Annotated in this window: 17 protein-coding genes; 11 read left to right on the top strand and 6 right to left on the bottom strand. The window is 72.1% G+C overall.

Features of this window, described 5'->3' with window-relative positions; translation table 11 throughout:
• Positions 1–10 precede the first annotated feature (10 nt).
• On the bottom strand, positions 11–769 hold the full coding sequence (locus tag C4V41_RS56255; RefSeq protein WP_103964288.1) for a DeoR/GlpR family DNA-binding transcription regulator: 759 nt from the start codon (positions 767–769) through the stop codon (positions 11–13).
• A gap of 132 nt (positions 770–901) precedes the next feature.
• On the opposite strand from C4V41_RS56255, the gene C4V41_RS56250 reads away from it, so the two are divergent.
• The 5 genes from C4V41_RS56250 to C4V41_RS56230 are packed head-to-tail and all read left to right on the top strand — an operon-like array spanning position 902 to position 7,845.
• A complete protein-coding gene (locus C4V41_RS56250; protein ID WP_103964287.1) occupies positions 902–2,113 on the top strand; it encodes a PfkB family carbohydrate kinase in 1,212 nt (403 codons plus the stop codon).
• Between the two features lie 5 nt (positions 2,114–2,118).
• Positions 2,119–3,495, top strand: coding sequence for an extracellular solute-binding protein (locus tag C4V41_RS56245; protein ID WP_103964286.1), 1,377 nt, complete (start codon positions 2,119–2,121; stop codon positions 3,493–3,495).
• Between the two features lies 1 nt (position 3,496).
• On the top strand, positions 3,497–4,375 hold the full coding sequence (locus C4V41_RS56240) for a carbohydrate ABC transporter permease (protein WP_103964285.1): 879 nt from the start codon (positions 3,497–3,499) through the stop codon (positions 4,373–4,375).
• Complete coding sequence (locus C4V41_RS56235; protein WP_103964284.1) at positions 4,372–5,172, top strand: carbohydrate ABC transporter permease; 801 nt, start codon at positions 4,372–4,374, stop codon at positions 5,170–5,172. Before C4V41_RS56240 ends, C4V41_RS56235 begins: the two co-directional genes overlap by 4 nt.
• A 15-nt stretch (positions 5,173–5,187) precedes the next feature.
• Positions 5,188–7,845 carry a sugar-binding protein gene (locus tag C4V41_RS56230; protein ID WP_103964283.1) on the top strand — a complete coding sequence of 886 codons (2,658 nt, stop codon included), beginning with the start codon at positions 5,188–5,190 and terminating at the stop codon, positions 7,843–7,845.
• On the opposite strand, the gene C4V41_RS56225 is transcribed toward C4V41_RS56230, so the two are convergent.
• Entirely contained in the window at positions 7,832–9,886 is a 2,055-nt protein-coding gene (locus C4V41_RS56225; protein WP_103964282.1) for a prolyl oligopeptidase family serine peptidase, read from the bottom strand. The genes C4V41_RS56230 and C4V41_RS56225 overlap by 14 nt on opposite strands.
• A 25-nt stretch (positions 9,887–9,911) precedes the next feature.
• On the bottom strand, positions 9,912–10,697 hold the full coding sequence (locus C4V41_RS56220) for a MerR family transcriptional regulator (RefSeq protein ID WP_103964281.1): 786 nt from the start codon (positions 10,695–10,697) through the stop codon (positions 9,912–9,914).
• A gap of 117 nt (positions 10,698–10,814) precedes the next feature.
• Here C4V41_RS56220 and C4V41_RS56215 point away from each other — a divergent pair, with 117 nt between their 5' ends.
• The 6 genes from C4V41_RS56215 to C4V41_RS56190 all read left to right on the top strand — a co-directional run bounded on the left by C4V41_RS56215 (position 10,815) and on the right by C4V41_RS56190 (position 15,310).
• Positions 10,815–11,750 carry a zinc metalloprotease gene (locus tag C4V41_RS56215; protein ID WP_200824950.1) on the top strand — a complete coding sequence of 312 codons (936 nt, stop codon included), beginning with the start codon at positions 10,815–10,817 and terminating at the stop codon, positions 11,748–11,750.
• A gap of 441 nt (positions 11,751–12,191) precedes the next feature.
• Positions 12,192–12,716, top strand: coding sequence for a tripartite tricarboxylate transporter TctB family protein (locus C4V41_RS56210; RefSeq protein WP_103964280.1), 525 nt, complete (start codon positions 12,192–12,194; stop codon positions 12,714–12,716).
• Positions 12,716–13,498 carry a tripartite tricarboxylate transporter permease gene (locus tag C4V41_RS56205; RefSeq protein WP_200824949.1) on the top strand — a complete coding sequence of 261 codons (783 nt, stop codon included), beginning with the start codon at positions 12,716–12,718 and terminating at the stop codon, positions 13,496–13,498. Before C4V41_RS56210 ends, C4V41_RS56205 begins: the two co-directional genes overlap by 1 nt.
• Positions 13,474–13,710, top strand: a complete 237-nt coding sequence (locus tag C4V41_RS56200) for an RraA family protein (protein ID WP_103964279.1) — start codon at positions 13,474–13,476, stop codon at positions 13,708–13,710. Before C4V41_RS56205 ends, C4V41_RS56200 begins: the two co-directional genes overlap by 25 nt.
• Positions 13,711–13,765: 55 nt before the next feature.
• Positions 13,766–14,527, top strand: a complete 762-nt coding sequence (locus C4V41_RS56195) for an IclR family transcriptional regulator (RefSeq protein WP_235031014.1) — start codon at positions 13,766–13,768, stop codon at positions 14,525–14,527.
• Between the two features lie 30 nt (positions 14,528–14,557).
• Positions 14,558–15,310 carry a DUF1932 domain-containing protein gene (locus C4V41_RS56190; RefSeq protein WP_200824948.1) on the top strand — a complete coding sequence of 251 codons (753 nt, stop codon included), beginning with the start codon at positions 14,558–14,560 and terminating at the stop codon, positions 15,308–15,310.
• A gap of 31 nt (positions 15,311–15,341) precedes the next feature.
• Here the strand turns inward: C4V41_RS56190 and C4V41_RS56180 are convergent, their stop codons facing one another.
• The 3 genes from C4V41_RS56180 to C4V41_RS56165 all read right to left on the bottom strand — a co-directional run.
• Positions 15,342–17,489: a DUF6055 domain-containing protein gene (locus C4V41_RS56180; protein WP_200824947.1), complete on the bottom strand. Its 2,148-nt coding sequence runs from the start codon at positions 17,487–17,489 to the stop codon at positions 15,342–15,344.
• Positions 17,479–18,741 (bottom strand): hypothetical protein, encoded by a 1,263-nt coding sequence (locus C4V41_RS63685; RefSeq protein WP_200824946.1) that lies wholly within the window; start codon positions 18,739–18,741, stop codon positions 17,479–17,481. Before C4V41_RS63685 ends, C4V41_RS56180 begins: the two co-directional genes overlap by 11 nt.
• Before the next feature lie 171 nt (positions 18,742–18,912).
• Positions 18,913–19,800: serine hydrolase domain-containing protein (locus tag C4V41_RS56165; protein WP_103964277.1), on the bottom strand; the 888-nt coding region annotated here is incomplete at its 5' end.

Genomic DNA, 19,800 nt, shown 5'->3' with positions numbered 1-19,800 from the left:
TCGAAACCTCTCATGTGAGCAGCACCTCGGCGCCGGCGGCGGCGCAGTTGCGCAGCGTCGCCGGGTCGGCGCCCTCATTTGTGACGACCACGTCGATGTCCTCGGGCCCGCACACCCGCAGCGCGCCGGTGCCGGGGAACTTGTGCCGGTCGACCACGAGCACCACCTGCCCGGCGGCCGCGATCATGGCGCGTTTCAGCGGCACCTCGGCGAGCGTGGTGTCGACGAGCTGCCCGTCGGGCCGCACGCCGCTGGCGCCCAGGAACACCCGGTCGGCGACCACCTGGCTCAGCGCGGCCTCGGTCAGCACCCCGACCAGCGAGTGGTACGGCCGCCGCACCATGCCCCCGAGCAGCAGCAGCTCGACCTCGGTGTCGGTGCGCAGGGCGTCGAGCACGGCCAGGCTGGAGGTGACCACGGTGACCCGGCGGCCGCGCAGCCGGCGGGCCAGGCACATCGTCGTGGTGCCGATGTCGAGCAGGACCACGTCGCCGTCGGCGACGAGCCGGGCGGCGCGGGCGGCCACGGCCTCCTTGTCCTGCCCGTCGGTGGCCGCCACCTCGGCGAAGGGCCGGTCGGTGTCGGCGTCGACGCTGGGCAGGGCGCCCCCGCGGACGCGCCGCAGCGTGCCGTCGCGGTCGAGCACCTCGAGGTCCCTGCGGATGGTGGACGGGCTCACCCCGAGCTGGCTGGCGAGATCCCGGACGCTGGTGGCGCCTGACGTGCGGACGCGGCGCATGATCTCGGCATGCCTGAGGCGCTGGAGCACGGCCGGAGTCTATCAGTCAGATTCGCGCACAAGTAAGCATCTTGACTCATAAACTCGCGCGTAACACTTGAAGTACGCGAGCAAACGTGCAAGATTGCGCACATCTCGGTGTGTCGAGGAGGACCCATTCCCGTGTCTGTCCAGGCGTACGACCCTCTCGCCGGTGAGCGGACCCCGGAGGGTCCGCAGTTCGATGTCTTCCTGGCCGGAACCGTGTTCCTGGACATCATCTTCACCGGCCTGCCGGCGATGCCCGCGGCGGGCACCGAGATCTGGGCCGAGGGCATGGGCTCGTGTCCCGGCGGCATCGCCAACCTCGCGATCGCGACCAGCCGGCTGGGCCTGCGCACGTCGCTGGCCGCCGCGTTCGGTGACGACGACTACGGCGACTTCTGCTGGCGCACGCTGGAGCAGCAGGAGTCGGTGGACCTGTCCAGATCGCGGCGCTTCGAGCACTGGCATTCGCCGGTGACGGTGTCGATGGCCGTCGAACGCGACCGCAGCATGGTCACGCACGGCCACCCGGCGCCCATGGCCGCCTCCGAGATGATCGGCTCCCCGCCGCGCTCCCGGGCCGTGATCGTGACGCTGTCGGCCGAGGAGCCGCTCGGCGGCGGGTCCGCCAACTGGGCCGAGCTGGCGCACCGCAACGGCGCGCTCATCTTCGCCGACGTGGGCTGGGACCCGTCGGGCGTGTGGTCGCGCTCGCTGCTCGACCAGCTCTCGGTCTGCCACGCGTTCATGCCGAACGCGACCGAGGCCATGGCCTACACCGGCACCGACACCCCGCGCGACGCGCTGTACGCGATCGCCGACAAGGTCCCCCTTGCCGTGGTGACCGACGGGGCCAACGGCGCGATGGCGATCGACTCGACGACGGGCGAGGAGGCGTTCGTCCCCGCGCCACGGGTGACGGCGCTCGACCCGACGGGCGCGGGCGACGTGTTCGGCGCGGGCATCGTGCTCGGCACGCTGTCCAGGTGGCCGCTGGCCGACCGGCTGGCGTTCGCCGGGGTGTGCGCGGCGCTGGCCGTTCAGCAGTTCGGCGGCTCGCTGGCCGCGCCCGGCTGGGGCGACATCGCCGACTGGTGGCACGAGGTGCGCGAGGCGGCCGGGCACAGCGGCGCCTACGGCAGCTCGCTGGCCCGCCGCTACGCCTTCCTCGACCGGCTGGTGCCGACGGTCCCGGTGGGCGCGGTACGCCGCGCCGCCGCCACCATCGCCCGGTACGCCGACGTGGGCATGACTCCCTCGTCCCCGGGGAAGCGCCCGGGCGAGGATCCCGCACGGCTCGAGGACCCCGAGGACCCGGACACGCCCCGCGTGCCGGTGCAGAAGGAGTGACGACCATGACCCCCCAGACGCGACGTACCAGCACACTCGCCGCACTGTCCATGGGCGCGGCGCTGCTGGCCGGGTGCGCGCCGGGCTCCTCCGCCCCACCGGCCTCGACCACCGCGCCGGCGAGCGCGGCGGCGCCGGTCCGCACCGACCCCGCCGCGCTCGGCGACGTCACGCTGACCGTCTGGGACCAGGAGGTACGCGGCGGGCAGGCCGCCCAGATGAAGAAGCTGAACGACGCCTTCCAGGCGAAATATCCCAACATCAAGCTCAATCGGGTGTCCCGCTCCTTCGACGACCTGAACACCACCCTGCGCCTGGCGCTGAGCGGCAACGAGCCGCCGGACGTCGTCGAGGCCAACAACGGCCGCTCGTCGATGGGCGCGTTCGTCAAGGCCAGCCAGTTGCGCCCGATGGACGCCTACGCCGAGGCGTACGGATGGGCGAAGCGCTACCCGGACTCGGTGCTGAAGTATTCGCGCTACAGCGCCGACGGCAAGCTGTTCGGCGAGGGCAACCTGTACGGCCTGCCCCAGGTCGGCGAGGTGGTCGGCGTCTTCTACAACGCCGCCAAGCTGACCAAGCTGGGCTTGCGGCCGCCGAAGACGTGGGCCGAGTTCGAGGCCGCGCTGGCCAAGGCCAAGACGGCCGGCGAGGTGCCGCTGCAGCTCGGCAACCTCGACAAGTGGCCGGCCATCCACGTGTTCGGCACCGTGCAGAGCCGTGGCGTGCCCGCCGAACAGATCGCCACGCTGGCCTTCGGCCGCAAGGGCGCCTCCTGGAACACGCCCGAGAACGTCAAAGCCGCCGAGCAGCTCGTCGGCTGGGTGGACCAGGGCTACTTCAACAAGGGCTTCAACGGCCAGGGCTACGACGCGGCCTGGCAGGCGTTCGGCAAGGGCGAGGGCGTGTTCCTGATCGGCGGCACCTGGCTGCTGGCCGACCTGCAGAAGGCCCTGGGCGCGGACCTGCGCTTCGTCCTGCCGCCGGGCGCCACGCCGGACGCGCCGCCGGTGGCGACCGGGGGCACGGGGCTGCCGTTCGCGATCACGGCCAAGAGCCCGAACCCGGACGCGGCGGCGGCGTACATCGACTTCATCACCAACGCGGACGCGATGAAGGTGCTCGCGGACACCGGCAACCTGCCGGTCGCCGACACCGCCGCGCAGAGCGTGCCGGCGGGGCCGCAGCAGGACGTGTTCACCGCGTTCGGGACGGTGAGCGGGAAGGACGGGCTGGTGCCGTATCTCGACTACGCGACGCCGACGTTCGCCGACACGCTGGGCGCGGCGCTGCAGGACCTGCTGGCGAAGAAGGCGACGCCGCAGGAGTTCCTCGGCACGCTGGAGAAGGACTACAAGACCTTCGCCGAGAGCAACGGCTAGGATGGCGAGCCCACCGGGGGAGCCTCGCCGCGTCGCCTACCTGTACATATTGCCCGCCTTCGCCATCTACGCGGCGTTCCTGCTCTTCCCGATCGGCCGGGCGGTGCAGATCTCGCTGTTCGAGTGGGACGGGCTGTCGCTCGGCCGCTGGGCCGGGCTGGACAACTACGTGGCGATCGTGGCCGACGAGGGGCTGCGGGCCGCGTTCGTCCACGCGCTGGTCCTCATCGTGTTCTACGCGGCCGGGCCGCTGGTCATCGGGCTGACGCTGGCCGCGATCCTCAACCACGCCAAGGTGCGCGGGCTGGGCTTCTTCCGCACGGTGGTGTTCCTGCCGCAGGTGATCGCCATGGTCGTGGTGGCGGTCGCCTGGCGCCGCGTGTACGCCCCCGACGGCACCCTCAACGGCCTGCTCGAAGCGCTGGGACTCGAATCGCTGACGCGGGGCTGGCTGGGCGACTACACCTTCGCGCTGCCGGCCGTCGGCGTGGTCGGCACCTGGTTCGAGACCGGCCTCGTGACGGTGCTGCTGCTGGCCGGGATGAGCCGCATCCCGCCGGACCTGTACGAGGCCGCCCGCCTCGACGGCGCCGGGGCCGTGCGCGAGTTCTTCGCGGTCACGCTGCCGTCGGTGCGCGGCGAGATCGCGGTCGCGCTGACGCTGACGGTGATCGCCGCGCTGCGCACCTTCGACCTCGTGTACGTCACCACGCGCGGCGGCCCCGGCGACTCCACCTCGGTGCCGTCGTACGAGGTCTACCACCGCGCCTTCGGCCTGAGCCAGATCGGCTCGGCGGCGGCCATCGGCGTCACGCTCACGATCGTCATCTTCGCGATCTCGTTCGGGATCAACCGTTTCGCGGACAGGAGGACCTCGTGATCTCGCGCGGGGAGCGGGTGGCCAACTACGTCATCCTGTCGGTGTTCGCCGCGTTCGCGCTCTATCCGATCGTGGTGATCCTGTCGGCCGCGCTCGGTCCCGCCGACAGCGGCGGCACGGCCGGGCTGGGCAACTTCGCGGCGGCGTGGGAGATCGGCCGGTTCGGCACCTATCTGCGGACCAGCCTGATGGTGTCGGCGTTCGTCGTGGTCGTCAGCGTGGTGCTGTCGATCATGAGCGGGTACGCCTTCGGCACGATGCGCTTCCGCGGCCAGTCGATCCTGTTCTACCTGTTCATGCTCGGGATCATGATGCCCAGCGAGGCCATCGCGGTGCCGCTCTACTTCGACCTGCGCTCGCTGGGCCTGATCGACACGTTCTGGTCGATCTCGCTGCCGCAGGTGGCGCTGTCGGTGGCGTTCGGCACGTTCTGGATGCGGGCCTACTTCCGGGCCTCGAACCGGGCGATCGTGGAGGCGGCCCGCATCGACGGCGCGTCGAGCTGGCGCGTGCTGTGGCAGGTGCTGCTGCCCCCGGCCAGGCCCGCCGTGATCACGCTGACCGTGCTGGTCTTCATGTGGACGTGGAACGAGTTCCTCATCCCACTGATCATGGTGACCAGCGAGTCGCTGCGGACCGCGCCGCTGGGGCTGGCCTTCTTCCAGGGCCAGTACACCTCCGGCTTCACGCTCCTCGCGGCCGGCTCGGTCATCGTCGCGACCCCGGTCGTGATCTTCTACCTGTTCCTCCAGCGTCACTTCGTCCGCGGCCTGCTCCAGGGGGCGGTCCGCGAGTAACCCCCCGGAGGCTCGATGCGTACCAGACCGATCCTGCTGGCCGCCGCCGTGGCGCTGGCCCTCATCCAGGCGCCGGCTCCGGCCGTGGCGGGTGAGCCGGCGCCCGTCGATCTCGACGCGCTGTTCGTCGGCGCCCATCCCGACGACGAGGCGTTCACGTTGTCCACGCTCGGCCAGTGGAACGAGGACCACGACGTGCGCACCGGCGTCGTGACCGTCACGCGGGGCGAGGGCGGCGGCAACGCCGTCGGCCCGGAGGAGGGCCCGGCGCTCGGCCTGATCCGCGAGGCCGAGGAGCGGGCGGCGGTCGGGAAGGCGGGCGTCACCGAGGTGTTCAACCTCGACGACGTCGACTTCTACTACACGGTGAGCGCGCCGCTGACCGACCAGGTGTGGGGCGGCGACACCCTGGCCAAGGTCGTCAGGCTCGTCCGGCAGACCCGGCCCGAGGTGCTGCTGACCATGGATCCGGCGCCCACGCCGGGCAACCACGGCAACCACCAGCAGGCCGCGCGGCTGGCCGTGGAGGCGTTCTACGCGGCGGCCGACCCGAAGGCGTTCCCCGAGCAGATCACCCGTGAGGGGCTGCGCCCGTTCGCGCCCGCCCGCCTGCTCACCGGCGGCGCGCGCGGCACGTCGCAGACCGGCCAGGAGTGCGCCTCGACGTTCCGCCCGGCCAACCCGGCGCAGAACGTGTTCGGCGTGTGGAGCGGGCGCGCCTCGCCGAGCCGGGGCACGACGTGGGCCGCCGTCGAGCGCGACGCGCAGCGCGTGTACGCCTCCCAGGGCTGGGCGGGCTTCCCCGACCTGCCGACGGATCCGGCCAGGCTGGGCTGCGACTTCTTCACCCAGGTGGACGCGCGGGTGCCGTTCCCCGAGCCGGGCACGGCGGCCGCCGCCGCGCCGACGGCGATCCTCGACGGCGCGCTGACCAGGGCCGCGGGCACGGTTCCGCTCGGCACCCGGTTCGGGCTGCGGACCAGGACGTTCGACGTGCTGCCCGGCACGCCGTTCACCGTCGAGGCCGAGGTGACCGCCCCCCGTGAGGCGCTGGGCCGCTCGGCCGTGGCGCTGCGGGTGCCGGCCGGCTGGCGGGTGAGCGGCTCCGGCGAGCTGGGACGGATCGGGGCCGGGCGCACCGGGTCCGTGGAGTTCCAGGTCACGCCGCAGGGCGCGAACGGCAGGGCCCGCGTGGCGGCCGTGCTCACCACCGAGCGGGGACGCGGCTACACCGACCGGCAGGTCGAGGTCAGCCCGCCCGTGCGGGCCGCGCAGCAGCCGCTCCCCCAGGTCGCCCAGTACGAGCGGTGGACCACCGAGGTCGGCGTGCCGCAGGTGCGCGGCCTGGTGCCGCCCGTGCTGACCCTTCCGTCGGGCGGCTCCCGGCAGGTCGGCGTCGTGGTCACCAACGTGAGCGACGCCGTCAGGTCGGGAACCGTGCGGCTGGACCTGCCCGCCGGGTTCACCGCCGACCGGGCCGAGGCGCCGTACAGCGGGCTGGCCGCGGGCGCGTCGGCGACGGTGCCCTTCACCGTCACCAACTCCGACCCCTCGCTGAAGACCTCCAACGAGGGCGGCGACTACGCCTACACGATCACCGTGGACGGCGCCACCAGCAAGCCCGCGCTGGAGCTGGTCCCCGCCACGTCCGTCCCGGAGGCGTCGTCGGCGCCCGCCGTGGACGGGGCCGAGGGCGACGGCGAGTACGCGGGCCCCGCCCTCGACGTCTCCCGCCTGTGGGAGGGCACCGCGTGCTCGTCGGCGGCGGACTGCTCGGGCACGGCCAAGGTGTCCTGGCACGACGACACCCTTTACCTGCTGGTCCAGGTCAAGGACGACGTGCTCGGCACCCGGCTGGCGGCCTCCGACTGCAAGCGGCACTGGCGTACCGACGCGGTGGAGGTCGCCCTCGACCCGCGCGGCACGTCCGAGAACACCTCGACGACGTTCAAGGCCGCGGTGCTGCCGGTGACGGCCGAGGGGCCGGCGTGCTTCCTGCGCGACGCCGACAACCGCCAGGGACCTGGCGAGACGGCGGCGCCGGGCATGAAGGTGGCGTCGGTGGTGTCCGCCGGGGCGTACGCGGTGGAGATGGCGATCCCGATGGCGGTGCTGCCGGACGACGTCGATCCCGCTCATCTCGGGCTGAACATCCTCGTGTACGACTCCGACACCCAGGACAAGACCGGCCAGACCCGGATCGGCTGGTCGACGTGGGGCGGGGTGCAGGGCGACCCGTACCGGTGGGGCGTCGCCGCCCTGGCCGGCTTCGAGCCTCCCGCGGACCGGCCGGCCACTCCCCCGGTGATCCCCGACGTCGCGCTGTCCAGCCTGGACTCGCCCCAGTCTCTGGAGCAGGCCGTCCGGGTGCGGCTGCCGCTGGCCGGTGGCCCGGCGGCGCGGGAGTCCGAGAGCGGCCGGGTGGTCGCGGCGACGGTCCGGCAGGGCGCGGTGCGGGTGACGCTGCGCGCCGCGGCCGGCGGTAAGGCGCACCTGTTCGTCCGTGACGCGCAGGGTACGGCGGGCGGCCGGGTCGTGACCGTGCCGCGCGGCACCACGACCGTGACCGTGCCCCTCACCCGCGCCCTGGCCGGTCAACCGGCGGTGGTCGCGGGCTGGCAGGCGGCGAGCGGCGGCACCACGGCCTCCCGGGTCCCGGTCAGCGGGGGGTGAGGCCGAGCTCCCGCATGACGAACGCCAGCCAGTAGGTCTGCTGCGCGACGATCGTGCTCCAGCCGGTCCCGCCGTGGCCCGCGCCGGACCACACGCGCAGCAGCACCGGGTGCGCTGAGGTGGTGGCGGCCTGGGCCCTGGCGGCGAACTTGCGGGAGTGCCAGGCGGGACAGCGGGGGTCGTTGGCCCCCGCGTCCAGCAGGATCGCCGGGTAAGGGGTGCCAGGCTCGACGTGGTGGTAGGGCGAGTAGGCCATGAGCACGGGCGCGTCGGCCGGGTCGCGGGGGTCGCCGTACTCGGGCAGGGTCGCGGCCGTGCCCAGGGGGTCGCGGTCGACGCGCATCAGGTCGAGCTTCGGCACGCCGCACACGACGGCCCGCCACAGCTCCGGCCGCTGGGTCACGGCGACGCCCGCGAGCAGGCCGCCGTTGGAGACGCCGTGGAAGGCCAGCCGGTCGGGGGCGGTGACGCCGTCGGCGATCAGCAGGTCCGCGATGGCGTAGAGGTCGTCGAAGGTGTTCTGCTTGTGGTGCAGGCGGCCGCCCTCCCACCACGCGAGGCCGAAGTCGCCGCCGCCGCGGACGTGGGCGTGCGCGTACACGCCGCCCGCCTCGACGAACGCGGCCAGCGGCCCCAGGTACGAGGACAGCTCGGCGATGTTGAAGCCCCCGTACGCGTGCAGAAGAGTGGGCCGCGGCCGTGAGCGGTCGAGGCCGGCGTGATGCACGAGGGTGCAGGGCACGCGGGTGCCGTCCGCCGAGGTGGCCCACACGCGGCGGGTGACCAGCCCGGGCAGCGTGTGGCCCGCCCCCTGGAGCCTGGTGAGCGCGCCGGTCTCCAGCGCGTAGTGGTAGACCGTCGGCGACTGGGTGTAGGAGGTGTAGCCGAAGGTGATCGCGTCCTCGCAGCCGACGACCTGGTCCATCACGCCGAGCGCGATGACGCCCTGGGCGATGGAGCTGACCGAGCCCGGGCCGGGCAGCGGCACCTCGGCCGGTTCCTTGCCGTCGAGGTCCAGGACGCGGACGCGGGAGACGGTGTCGACCAGCTCGCCGAGCACGAGGCGGTCACCCACCAGGGTGACGCCGGTCAGCACGGTGTCGCCGCCGGGCACCAGCTCCTCCCAGTCCGCCGGGTCGCCGGGGCCGTCGAGGGGAATGCGGACCACCCGGCCGCGCGGCGCGCCCAGCGTGGTGACGGCCACGTAGGAGTCGCCGACGGCCACGCCCTTGTACAGGTGCTCGGTGTCGGTGATGAACTCCCGCCACCGCCACGGCTCGTCCAGCCGGGTCACGAAGTGCGGGCGGGGCCGCAGGTGGTCGGCCTGGAGCACCGCCCAGCGCCCGTCGCGGGAGATCCTGGGGATCGCCCACATGGTGGGGATGTCGAGCGGCTCCGGCTCGGCCGGCGGCGGCTGCCCGAGGCGGTGGAAGTACAGCCGCCACCGCAGCGGCGCGCCGGGCGCCGGGTCGTTGGCCATGTAGAAGAAACCGCCGCCGTCCGGCAGCCAGGCCACCAGGCCGGGCCGCTGCTGCGGCACGCCGTCCAGCAGGACCTTCCCGGTGTCGATCTCGATGACCTTGAGCACGGGCAGCTCGCGGCCCGAGGCGTCCAGGGAGTAGGCCAGCAGGGCGCCGTCCGGCGACGGCTGCGGGCCCATCCGCAGCGGCGTGCCGTCGGACAGCTCGTTGAGGTCGATCACGGTCCGCCAGGGGCCGGTGACCTCGCCGGCCGTCTCGAACACCATCAGCTCGCGGCCCTCGGGGATGCGGGCGCGGAACCAGCGGGGCCCGTAGCGCACCGGCACCACGAGGTTCCTGGCGTCCATCTGCTCGACCAGCTCGCCCACGCGGCCGGCGAGCGCGTCGTAGTGCGGCCAGCCGTGCACGGAGGCGCGGGCCAGCTCGTCCTGGGCCTTCTGCCACTCCGCCACGCCGTCGCCGGCGTCGTCCTCCAGCCACTGGTAGGGGTCGTCGAACACCAGCCCGCCGACCTCGTTGCGCTCCGGCCGCACCGGCGCGGCGGGATAGGGCACGCTCACGCTGCTCTCCTCGCTGAGGTAGGGGCTACTCGCGCGCTTTCCTGGCGCGTTCGAGGTAGCCGAAGAAGGCGGGCAGGTCGTCCGCGTCCAGCCAGTCGATCTGGCGGGCGACCGCCTCGACGACCTCGGCGCCGCTGTTGCGCCACAGCTCCATGCCGGCGGCCGTGAGCCGCTCGTCCACCTGCCGGTCGCCGGTCTGGATCCCGGCCACCATCGCCTCCCAGCGCGCGGTCAGGGCCTGCACCCGGGGGTCTTCGACGGGGACGCCGTCCAGCATGTATCGGCGGCCTTCGCGCACCATCGCGAGCCAGCCGTCCCGGACGGCGGTCATGTGCTCCTCGCCGAGCTCGGCCCGCCGCCGGGCCAGGTGGTCGCGCAGTTCCTGGCCGAAGTAGGACTCGTACACGGAGTGCAGTTCGAGCGTGGCCATGAACCGCTCGGGGTCCGGCATGACCTCCTGGTCCAGCAGCCACACCAGCCCGCTGATCTGCTCCTTGAGCTGCACGATGCGGGCGGCCCGCAGGTCCAGCTCGGCCAGTTGCGCGCCGAGCAGCGCGCGCAGCGCCGTCAGGTCGTCGCCGGGCCGGTCGAGGACGCCGCCGGCCTCCTCCAGGGACAGCCCGAGCCCGCGCAGCGCCCGCACCCGGTAGAGCCGCCGCAGGTCGGCCTCGGTGTAGCGGCGATGCCCCGACGCGGTCCGCTCACTGGCCGGGACCAGGCCGATCTCCTCGTAGTGGTACAGCGTGCGAATGGTGACACCGGTGGCCTTGGCCACCTCGCCGATGCTCCACCTGCGGTCGTTCTCGGTCACGGTACGACCGTAAGACCTCCCGTCACGGGAGGTTCAAGACATTACTCTAAGTGATTAAACAAACACGGTACGGGTAGAAGGTTCGGACAACCGATCCCCCACGAAAGGGAAACCTCCGTGTCCGGCTCCGACCGCTGTGCCACCATGCCCGTCCACCACCACCTGCTCGCGACCACACCGCGTTACGCGGTCGCGCTGGCCGCCCTCGAGAACGAGACGCTCGCCAGGAAGACGGCACGGGCGGCCGCCAGAGAGGAGGTGGTGACCATCCCCGTCGTGGTCCACGTCGTCTACAACACCGACGAGCAGAACATCGGCCAGGAGCAGATCGACAGCCAGCTCAAGATCCTCAACGAGGACTTCAGGCGCGCCAACCCCGACGCCGGCCAGGTGCCCGAGGTGTGGCGCGACCTCGCCGCCGACGCGCTGCTGGAGTTCGCGCTGGCCACCACCGGCCCCGACGGCGAGCCCACCTCCGGGGTGGTGCGCAAGGAGACCTCGGTCGCCGAGTTCTCGCCGGACGGCGACGCGGTCAAGTTCAACGACCGGGGCGGCTCGAACGCCTGGCCCGCCGACCGCTACCTGAACGTGTGGGTGTGCCCGCTGAAGGACGCGCTCGGCTACGCCCAGTTCCCCGGCGGCCCGCCCGAGACCGACGGGGTCGTGATCCTTTACACCGCGTTCGGCACGACGGGCACCGCGACGGCCCCCTACAACGGCGGCAGGACCGCCACCCACGAGATCGGCCACTGGTTCAACCTGCGCCACATCTGGGGCGACGACGGCACCGGCTGCGCGGGCTCCGACTTCGTCGAGGACACCCCCAACCAGGGCGGGGCCAACCGCGGCACCCCCGACTTCCCCAAGACGAGCTGCGACAACGCGCCCAACGGCGACATGTTCATGAACTACATGGACTACGTCGAGGACGCGGCGATGTTCATGTTCACGAAGGGCCAGGCCGAGCGGATGGACGCGGCGCTGGCCGGTCCGCGCTCGTCGTTCCTGCCGTCGCAACTGCGGGAGAGCATGCGGGCGGGCATCCCCGTCTGACCCCCGGGTCTCAGCCCGGCTCGACGGCCAGGCGCCCCTGCGACCACGTGAGCCGCAGCGGGCGCCGGCCCTCGACTGGGGGCGGCGCAGGCCGTTCGCCCGCCACCCCAGCACGGCCACCGGATCATGCCGGAAGACGACGGCCCTGACGCAACTCCTCACCTGGCCGGCCGCGAAGTCCAGCACCTCCCCCAGGAGCCCGGCGCCGGGTCGTTGTGCCATCTTGTCGCCCGCCAGGTCTCGCCTCACCGCGGTTCCGCACCTGGCGGGCGTCTTCGTCACTTCATGAATTTCCGGACGTCGTGTCACGCATTTGTACACAGCCGGAAACCGCGGCGCAACCCTTGACACGCCGGCCCGTCGCCCAGCAGGCTTGTCATGAAATGGAAAAGCTTTTCATTGTGTGAAAAGAAATCGTGTGAAAAAGGCGGACACACCCCCATGAGCCACGAACCCGCACTCGCTCGGCATCAGCAGGACCCACCCGCGCCACCCTCCGCGGCGCGGCTGAGAACGGGAGCGCAGGCGGTCCTCGTCGCCCTGTCCGTCTATGTCGCCGCCGAGTCGCTGAGCCTCAGCCTGTGGACCTCGTTCGGCCCCGGTCCTGGCTTCTTCCCGTTCGTGCTGGCCCTCGCCCTCGGAGCCCTGGCGATCGCCTGGTTCCTCCAGTCCGTGAGGGCCGGCCGCGACGAGGCCGCGCCCGCCGAGCGGTTCGAGGTGGGGCACGTGGCCGCCGTCCTCGGCAGCCTCCTGATCCTCGCGGCCGTCATGGACGTGCTCGGCTACCAGATCAGCGTGTTCCTGTTCCTGATGTTCCACCTCAAGTGGCGGGCGAGGCGGAGCTGGGCGTTGTCGCTCGTGCTCGCCCTGGCGGGCAGCGCGGGCCTCTACTACGGCTTCGGGCACGGCCTGATGGTGCAGCTCCCGCCGTCGGGCATCCCGTTCCTGGCCGGCTGGGGGCTGTGATGGACGTCCTGGCCGACCTGCTCGGCGGTCTGTCGACCGCGCTGTCCCCGCAGAACCTCCTGTACGCGTTCATCGGCTGCCTGCTCGGCACCCTGATCGGCGTGCTGCCCGGCATCGGCCCCGTCGCCGGCGTCGCGCTGCTGATCCCGCTCACCCTCAACCTCGACGCCACCAGCGCCATCATCATGCTGGCCGCCATCTTCTACGGCACCCAGTACGGCGGCACCATCACCAGCGTCCTGCTCAACACCCCCGGCGAGGCCGCCTCCGCGATCACCACGATCGACGGCTACGCCATGACCCGGCAGGGCCGCGCGGGAGTGGCGCTGACCATCGCGGCGCTCGGCTCGTTCGTCGGCGGCACCGTCGCCACCATCGGGCTCGTCATCGCCGCCAAGCCCCTCGGCGACCTGGGCCTGCGGATCGGGCCGCCCGAGTTCTTCGCCCTCATGGTGCTCGGCATCTCGCTGCTCGTCGCGCTCGCCGGCCGCTCCATGACCAGGGCGCTCATCTCCGGCGTGCTCGGCCTGCTGATCTCGATGGTCGGCATCGACCCCGTGGCCGGGGCACCCCGGTTCACCTTCGGCAGCGAGCGGCTGCTCGACGGCATCAGCTTCGTCGCCGTCATCATCGGGCTGTTCGGCCTGTCGGAGATCCTCACGACCGCCAGGGGCGGCACCGCCCACGCGGTCGCGCCGGGGCTGCGGGCGCTCCTGCCCCGCCGTACCGACCTGCGGCGCAGCGCCCCGGCTTGGGCATGCCCGTCTTCGCCCGGGCGGTGACGTCGGCCGGGCCGTACAAGAACGGTCCCGGCCACCTCGGCCGCACGATCGCGGTGGGCGGCGTCGCCGTCGCGCCGGGCGACCTGATCCTCGGGGACGCCGACGGCGTGGTGGTCGTCCCGGCCGGCGAGGCCGAGCGGATCGCGGAAGGGGCGGAGGCGGTCTTCTCGCTCGAAGAGGGCAAACGGGCTGCCATTCTTGAATCCGCGTGATCACCATGATGTCGTGCCGGGGGTCCGGCACCGCGAAGGCGAAGGGGTTCCGCCGATGACCGCCGGGCAGCCACAGGCGTCCATGCGCTCGGTCGAGCGCGCGTTCGACGTGATCGAGGTGCTGGAGCGCAGCGACAAGCCGCTGCGGCTCTCGGACGTCGCCCGGCGGGCCGGGCTGTCCCCGGCGACCACCCTGCGCCTGCTCGGCGTGCTGCAGCGGCGCGGGTACGTGGTCGCCGAGCAGCAGGCCTACCACCTCGGACCGGCCACGCTCGGCGCCGCGCACGGCTTCCTCGTCACCGACGGCCTGAGCCGCGCCGCCACGCCGGTCCTGCAGGAGCTGGCCGCGACCACCGGCCTGACCGCGACCCTGCACATCAGGTCGGGCCTGGAGCGCATCGTCATCGCCCGGGTCGACGGCGCCGACCCGCTGCGCTACCAGCTCCCGATCGGCCACCGGCTGCCGCTGCACCTCGGCGCGGGCAAGGTGCTGGCCGCGGCCATGCCGGAGGAGGAGCTGGCCGCCCTGATCGCCGCCGTGCGGGATCTCGGCACCGCGGGCGGCCGGCCCGTGAGCGAGACCGAGCTGCGCGCCGAGCTGGCGCTGATCAGCGAGCGCGGCTACCACTATTCGATCAACGAGCGCGTGCTGGGCTCCTCGGGCATCAGCACGCCGGTCCCGCGCCCCGAAGGCGGCGCCATCGCGTCGGTGAGCGTCTCCGGCCCCGCCGAGCGCCACCCGGAGAGCGAGATGCTCGGCTGGGTGCCCGAGCTGCGCCGCGCCGCCGCCGCGCTGGGCCGCCGGCGCGACCTCTGACCATTTCTCATGAGCAAGGATTGATGAATCATGCGTTGTGCCGTCATCGGCCTCGGGGAGGCCGGCGGCGTCTATGCCGCCGCGCTGGCCGCGTCCGGGCACGAGGTGCTCGGTCACGACCCCGCGGGCACCGCCACTCCCGAGGGCGTCACCAGGACCGCCACCGCGCGCGAGGCCGTGGAGGGGTCGGCGTACGTGCTCGTCCTGACCTCGGCCTCGGCCGCCCCGGCGGTGGCCGAGCAGTGCCGGCCGCATCTGGCGGAGGGGGCCTGCTACGCCGACTTCACCACCGCGGCCCCCGCCGTCATGGAGCGGCTCGGGGGCACGATCGCCGGTTTCGCCGACGTGGCCATCCTCGGCCCGGTGCCGCTGCACGGGCACCTGGTGCCGCTGCTGGCCAGCGGTCCGGGCGCGGAGGCGATCGCCGGGCTGCTACGCCCGCTCGGCGCGCCGGTGGAGGTGCTCGACGGGCCGCCGGGCTCGGCCATGGCCCGCAAGCTGCTGCGCAGCGTGTTCATGAAGGGGCTGGCCTCGGTGGTGTGCGAGGCCGTGTCCGCGGGGCGGGCCGCGGGTGACGAGCGGTGGATCAGAGACGAGGTCGCCCGGCAGCTCGCGGGTGACGGCCAGGCGGTCATCGACCGGTTCCTGACCGGCACCCGCACGCATGCCGTACGGCGGGCGCAGGAGATGCGCGACACGGGCGCGTACCTGGACGATCTGGGCGTGCCCGCCGAGATGACCCGGGCGGCCGAGCAGACCCTGCTGCGGTTGTCCCGGAACTGAGGTGCGGGACCCGCGTGGCGGGTCCCGCGTCTCAGGCGAAGGCGCGGACCTCCAGCAGGCCGACCGAGCCCTGGCCGCTCTGCAGCACCACCCGCAGCCGGGTGGTGCTCACCGCGCCGAACGTGACCTTGTTGTAGGTCTCGGGCGTCGTGGCGTAGCCGCTCGGGTTCGGCACGTCGGCGTAGGCGCCGCCGTTCCAGTACTGCAGCTTCCACGAGGCGGGCACGCGCACCCCGCCGCCGTCGTCGAAGAAGTACGTCTCCGCCGACTTGATCGTCTGCGCCGACGGCCAGGTCAACTCGGCCCACTGGGCGCCGGTCTCCGGCCAGGTCCCCCAGCGCGGGCTGGGCACGACCCCGTCGTTGATCGCCGCGACGCTCTCCCACGGCGAGGTGTACGACGCCGACGGGGTCGCGCTCCCGGCCAGGTTGACCGGCGTCGGATCGGGGTCGCCACCGCCGCCGAAGGCGAGGTCGTTGTCGCTGAAGATCGGGTGCGCCGGGTTGACGTCCGCCTCACCGCCCGCGCCGTCGCAGCGCCGGTCGGGGTTGAACATCAGGTACGTCCCCGACCCGCACGCCGTGGCCGGCTCGGCGTCGCCGCCGATGACCACGCTCCCGCTGAGGTTGGCCCCGCCCTGGACCAGGGCGCTGTTCTTGACCACGGCGTTGCCGGTCACGGTCGCGCCGGAGTTCACCCAGGCCAGGTCCTCGACGCGGGCGTTGCCGCTGACCGTGCTGTTGCCGTAGACGGCCGCGCGCGGGCCGACGTAGGCGGTGGCCGCCACGTTGGCCCGGTTGTCCACCCAGCCGCCGCCGTTGGAGTGCCAGCGGCCGTTGCCCGGGGCGGGCGGCCGGACGTGGCCCGGCTCGTGCCCCCACGGCGTGGCGCCCTGCAGGCGGAACTGGTACGGGTAGCGGTGGTTGCGCGGGTAGCCGTCGAGGAAGGCGTACTTGTGCACGGTGCCCGGCGCGCCGACGACCACCAGGTAGACGTCCTTCTCGCCCGGCTGGGTCTGGAAGGTCACCTCGCCGTTCGACGAGCTGTGGATCGGCCCGTAGCGGGGGGTGCCGTTGCGCACGGCGACGAAGCCGTACGACCAGCCCGACTGCGCCGCCGCGTTGACGTGGCCCCTGAACCGCATCCGGATGAGGCCGCCGTCGGTGCTCGGCACGAGACGGATCTTGTTGTAGCCGTAGTCCGAGGGGGCCAGCGCGTCGGAGATCCGGAAGTGCCCGGCCGCCGCGTTGACCGGCTCCACCGCCACGCCGTTGTAGGCGGTGACGAACGGATACAGGCTGTTGATGAACGGCATGAAGTCGGCCCGGTTGACGTAGTCCCAGGTGACGTTGCGCTGGGCGTACTCGCCGAGGCGGCGGTTGAGCTCCGCCTGGTCGATGCCGGAGATCCGGCGGTAGACCTCCAGTGGGTGCTCGGTGTTCCTGGCCTCGTTCCAGATCCGGTTGAACATCGCCAGGCCGTCGCGCTCCTTGATGTACTGCAGCAGCATCCAGGCGCCGTAGTGGTGGCGGCTGCTGCTGTAGGCCAGGTTCTCGGTGCGGATGAACCTGGTCAGGTCGCCGGCCGCCGTCTTCGGATAGACCTGCATCGCCATGAACTCGGCGCTGGCCTCCCAGAACGTCCCGGCGCTGGCGTGCGTGAACCCGTAGCCCGACCGGCCGAGGAAGGTGTAGTTCTGGAACACGTGGCCGAGCTCGTGCGCCAGCCCCCACGACCCGGGCAGCGCGGCCCCCGGGGCGATGTTGATGACGCCGACCCTGCCGTCCGTCGAACCGCCCGTGGCCCACGCGTCAAGCGGGGCGTTCGACCAGGTCCTGGTGACGATGACGATGATCTTGTGCTGGGCCAGCAGGCCGGTCTCCGGCGTGAACTTCATGGTGTTCACGTAGAAGGAGTACAGGTTCTCCAACTGGCTCAGCACGTTGTCCGGGTCGAACCGGTACGGCTCGGGGGCGCTCGCGGGGTTCGTACCCGAGCGGTCGCCCCAGAGCAGGATGAAGTTGGCCGACTCCTTCGTGCGGGAGCTGACCCACGGCACCTCGCCGGTGCTCTGCCAGCGGGCGGGGATGTAGACGGTCTTCGCCATCGTCGCCGCCTCCGCCGGTGTGACCAGCAGCGCGAGGATGAGACAGAGGACCGCCGCGACCCTAGACGCCATACCGGCTCCTCAGATGGCGCCACCAGTCACGGAACATCCAGGCGTCGAACTCCGTGATCTGGGCGGCGCTGCCGGCCTTCATCAGGAAGCCGCCCACGCCGCTCGGCGTCCAGTCGTAGAAGTCGTCCAGGCCGAAGGAATGGCCCATCTCATGCAGCAGGATGTGCACGTTGTCGGTGTTGAGGTTCGACATGTAGTACTCGCTGCCGATCCGCTGCCCCCAGTCGCCTCCGGCGCCGCCGCCGAACCCGGCGGTCAGCCACAGCGACATGTCGTAGTGGTGCGACGCGCCGCCCGGGCAGTTGGGGTAGTTGCCGCTCTGGTTGAAGAAGCGGCCGCACGGCTCGGCGCACTGCGGCGCGTTCTCGCGGATGTTGTTCACGTAGATGTCGACCGAGTTGTCGCTCCACTGGAGCTGCGCGCGGTCCCTGACGGCCCAGCCGACCACCTTGAGCGGCACGTTGCTGTACGGCCAGCCGTTGTGGCCGACCATGAGGTCCATCCACTTCTTGAACTGGCGGGTCAGGGTGGCGTGGATCTGGTCACGCTGGGCGGCGGTCACCGTGGCGCTGGTGTCCCAGCGGACGCAGTAGTTGATCGAGCCCTTGTTGGCCATGACCTGGTCCCAGCCGTAGTTGCGGAACCCGTACAGGTTGGGGTAGGTGCTCTCGACGTGCTGCCACACCTGGTTGAGCGGGGTGACCAGGTTCGCGGGCGGGTTCCAGCCGGTCTGGGGCGGCGGCGTGCCCTCGCCGATGGCCTTGACCTCCAGCAGGCCGACCGAGCCCTGGCCGCTCTGCAGCAGGACGCGCAGCCTGGTCGTGGACACGGCGGAGAAGCTGACGGTGTTGTAGGCGTTGATCGCGACCGGGTAGCTGCCGGGGATGTCGGCGTACGCGCTGCCGGTCCACCGCTGCAGCTTCCACGAGGCCGGCACGCGCACGCCGCCGTTGTCGTCGAAGAAGTAGACCTGCGCCGAGGTGAGTGTCTGGGCCTGCGACCAGGTCAGCAGCGCCCACTGCTCGCCGGTGTTGGGCCAGGTGCCCCAGCGGCGGTTGACGGTGTCGTTCGAGCTCGGCGGGTCGATGTTGTCGTTGATCGCGGCCACGCTCTCCCAGGAGGAGGTGTAGGACGCGGTCGGGGTGGCCGAGGGGGCCAGGTTGACGGGGGCCGCCGACGCGGGCGCGGCGGGAATGAGGAACAGGCCGGCGCCAACAAGCCCGGCGAGGATGACGGACGCTAATCGTCTCACTGCGGATTCTCCCTGTTAACGCTAACACCTTGGGCCCCGAAGTGCTATGTCACACACTTGCGGTGGAGTGAGAGTGTTGGCGCAGCGGCGGGCCTTGTCAAGGCCCGCGCCGCCATCGTCAGGAAGGCCTGTCAGTGACCTGCGGCCCGGGGTGAAACTTCCACACCTCACTTACGCGAGCGTCTGGTACGCGGTGGTCCAGAAGTCGCGGTGCAGGAGCTGGGTGTGGGGCGAGTCCATGGCGCTCTGGGTGAGCAGGATGCCGACGAGGCCCTCGGCCGGGTCGGCGTAGGCGGTGGTGCCCAGGCCGCCGTCCCAGCCGAACTGGCCGGGTGAGGCCAGGTCGCGGCGGTGGGTGCGCACGGCCATGCCGAAGCCGTAGCCGCCGTGCCGGCCGAAGTGGTCGCCGAAGGCGTCCTTCTCGGTCTTCTGCGCAGGGGTCAGGTGGTCCATCGTCATCAGCGCGACCGAGGCGCGTGACAGGATCCGCTGGTCGCTCTTGTTGAGCAGCATGCGGTAGAAGGCGTGGTAGTCGTCCACGGTCGACACCAGCCCGTCGCCGCCGGCCTCGAAGACCGGGGGTTTGCTGTACTTGCCGCCGGCGGCCTCGTCCCACACGACCGGTTCGCCGTTCTCGGGGTTGTGCGCGTAGCTGGTCGGCAGCCGGTCGATCTTGGCGGCGGGCACGTGGAAGCCGGTGTCGTGCATGCCCAGCGGGCCGAACAGCCGCTCGCGCAGGAACTCCTCCGGCGTCCGCCCGCTCACCCGGCCGATGAGCACGCCGAGCACGTCGGCGCCGGTGTGGTATTGCCACAGCTCGCCCGGCTGGTACATCAGCGGCAGCTCGCCCAGCCGGCGGATCCACTCATCGGGCCCGAAGTCCGGTGAGGTGGTGTCCAGGCCGAGCTCGTGGATCGCGGTCTGGATCGGGTAGGTGTCCGGCGCCGCCAGCACCGCCCCGAAGCCGAAGGTGAAGGTCAGCAGGTCGCGGACGGTGATCGAGCGGTGGGCCGGCACGGTCTCCTCCAGCGGGGCGTCGATGCTCTTGAGCACCCGCCG

It is taken from the genome of Nonomuraea solani, assembly GCF_900108335.1.
GTDB classification, from domain to species: Bacteria; Actinomycetota; Actinomycetes; order Streptosporangiales; family Streptosporangiaceae; genus Nonomuraea; species Nonomuraea solani.
Note: the sequence above shows the minus strand (reverse complement) of the source record. Positions and strands in the feature narration are given on the sequence as shown.

Coding starts and splice junctions, on each gene's coding strand:
- C4V41_RS56245 (WP_103964286.1), top strand. CDS start 2,119: ATGACCCCCCAGACGCGACGTACCAGCACACTCGCCGCACTGTCCATG.
- C4V41_RS56240 (WP_103964285.1), top strand. CDS start 3,497: ATGGCGAGCCCACCGGGGGAGCCTCGCCGCGTCGCCTACCTGTACATA.
- C4V41_RS56230 (WP_103964283.1), top strand. CDS start 5,188: ATGCGTACCAGACCGATCCTGCTGGCCGCCGCCGTGGCGCTGGCCCTC.
- C4V41_RS56210 (WP_103964280.1), top strand. CDS start 12,192: ATGAGCCACGAACCCGCACTCGCTCGGCATCAGCAGGACCCACCCGCG.
- C4V41_RS56205 (WP_200824949.1), top strand. CDS start 12,716: ATGGACGTCCTGGCCGACCTGCTCGGCGGTCTGTCGACCGCGCTGTCC.
- C4V41_RS56200 (WP_103964279.1), top strand. CDS start 13,474: ATGCCCGTCTTCGCCCGGGCGGTGACGTCGGCCGGGCCGTACAAGAAC.
- C4V41_RS56195 (WP_235031014.1), top strand. CDS start 13,766: ATGACCGCCGGGCAGCCACAGGCGTCCATGCGCTCGGTCGAGCGCGCG.
- C4V41_RS56190 (WP_200824948.1), top strand. CDS start 14,558: ATGCGTTGTGCCGTCATCGGCCTCGGGGAGGCCGGCGGCGTCTATGCC.
- C4V41_RS56180 (WP_200824947.1), bottom strand. CDS start 17,489: ATGGCGTCTAGGGTCGCGGCGGTCCTCTGTCTCATCCTCGCGCTGCTG.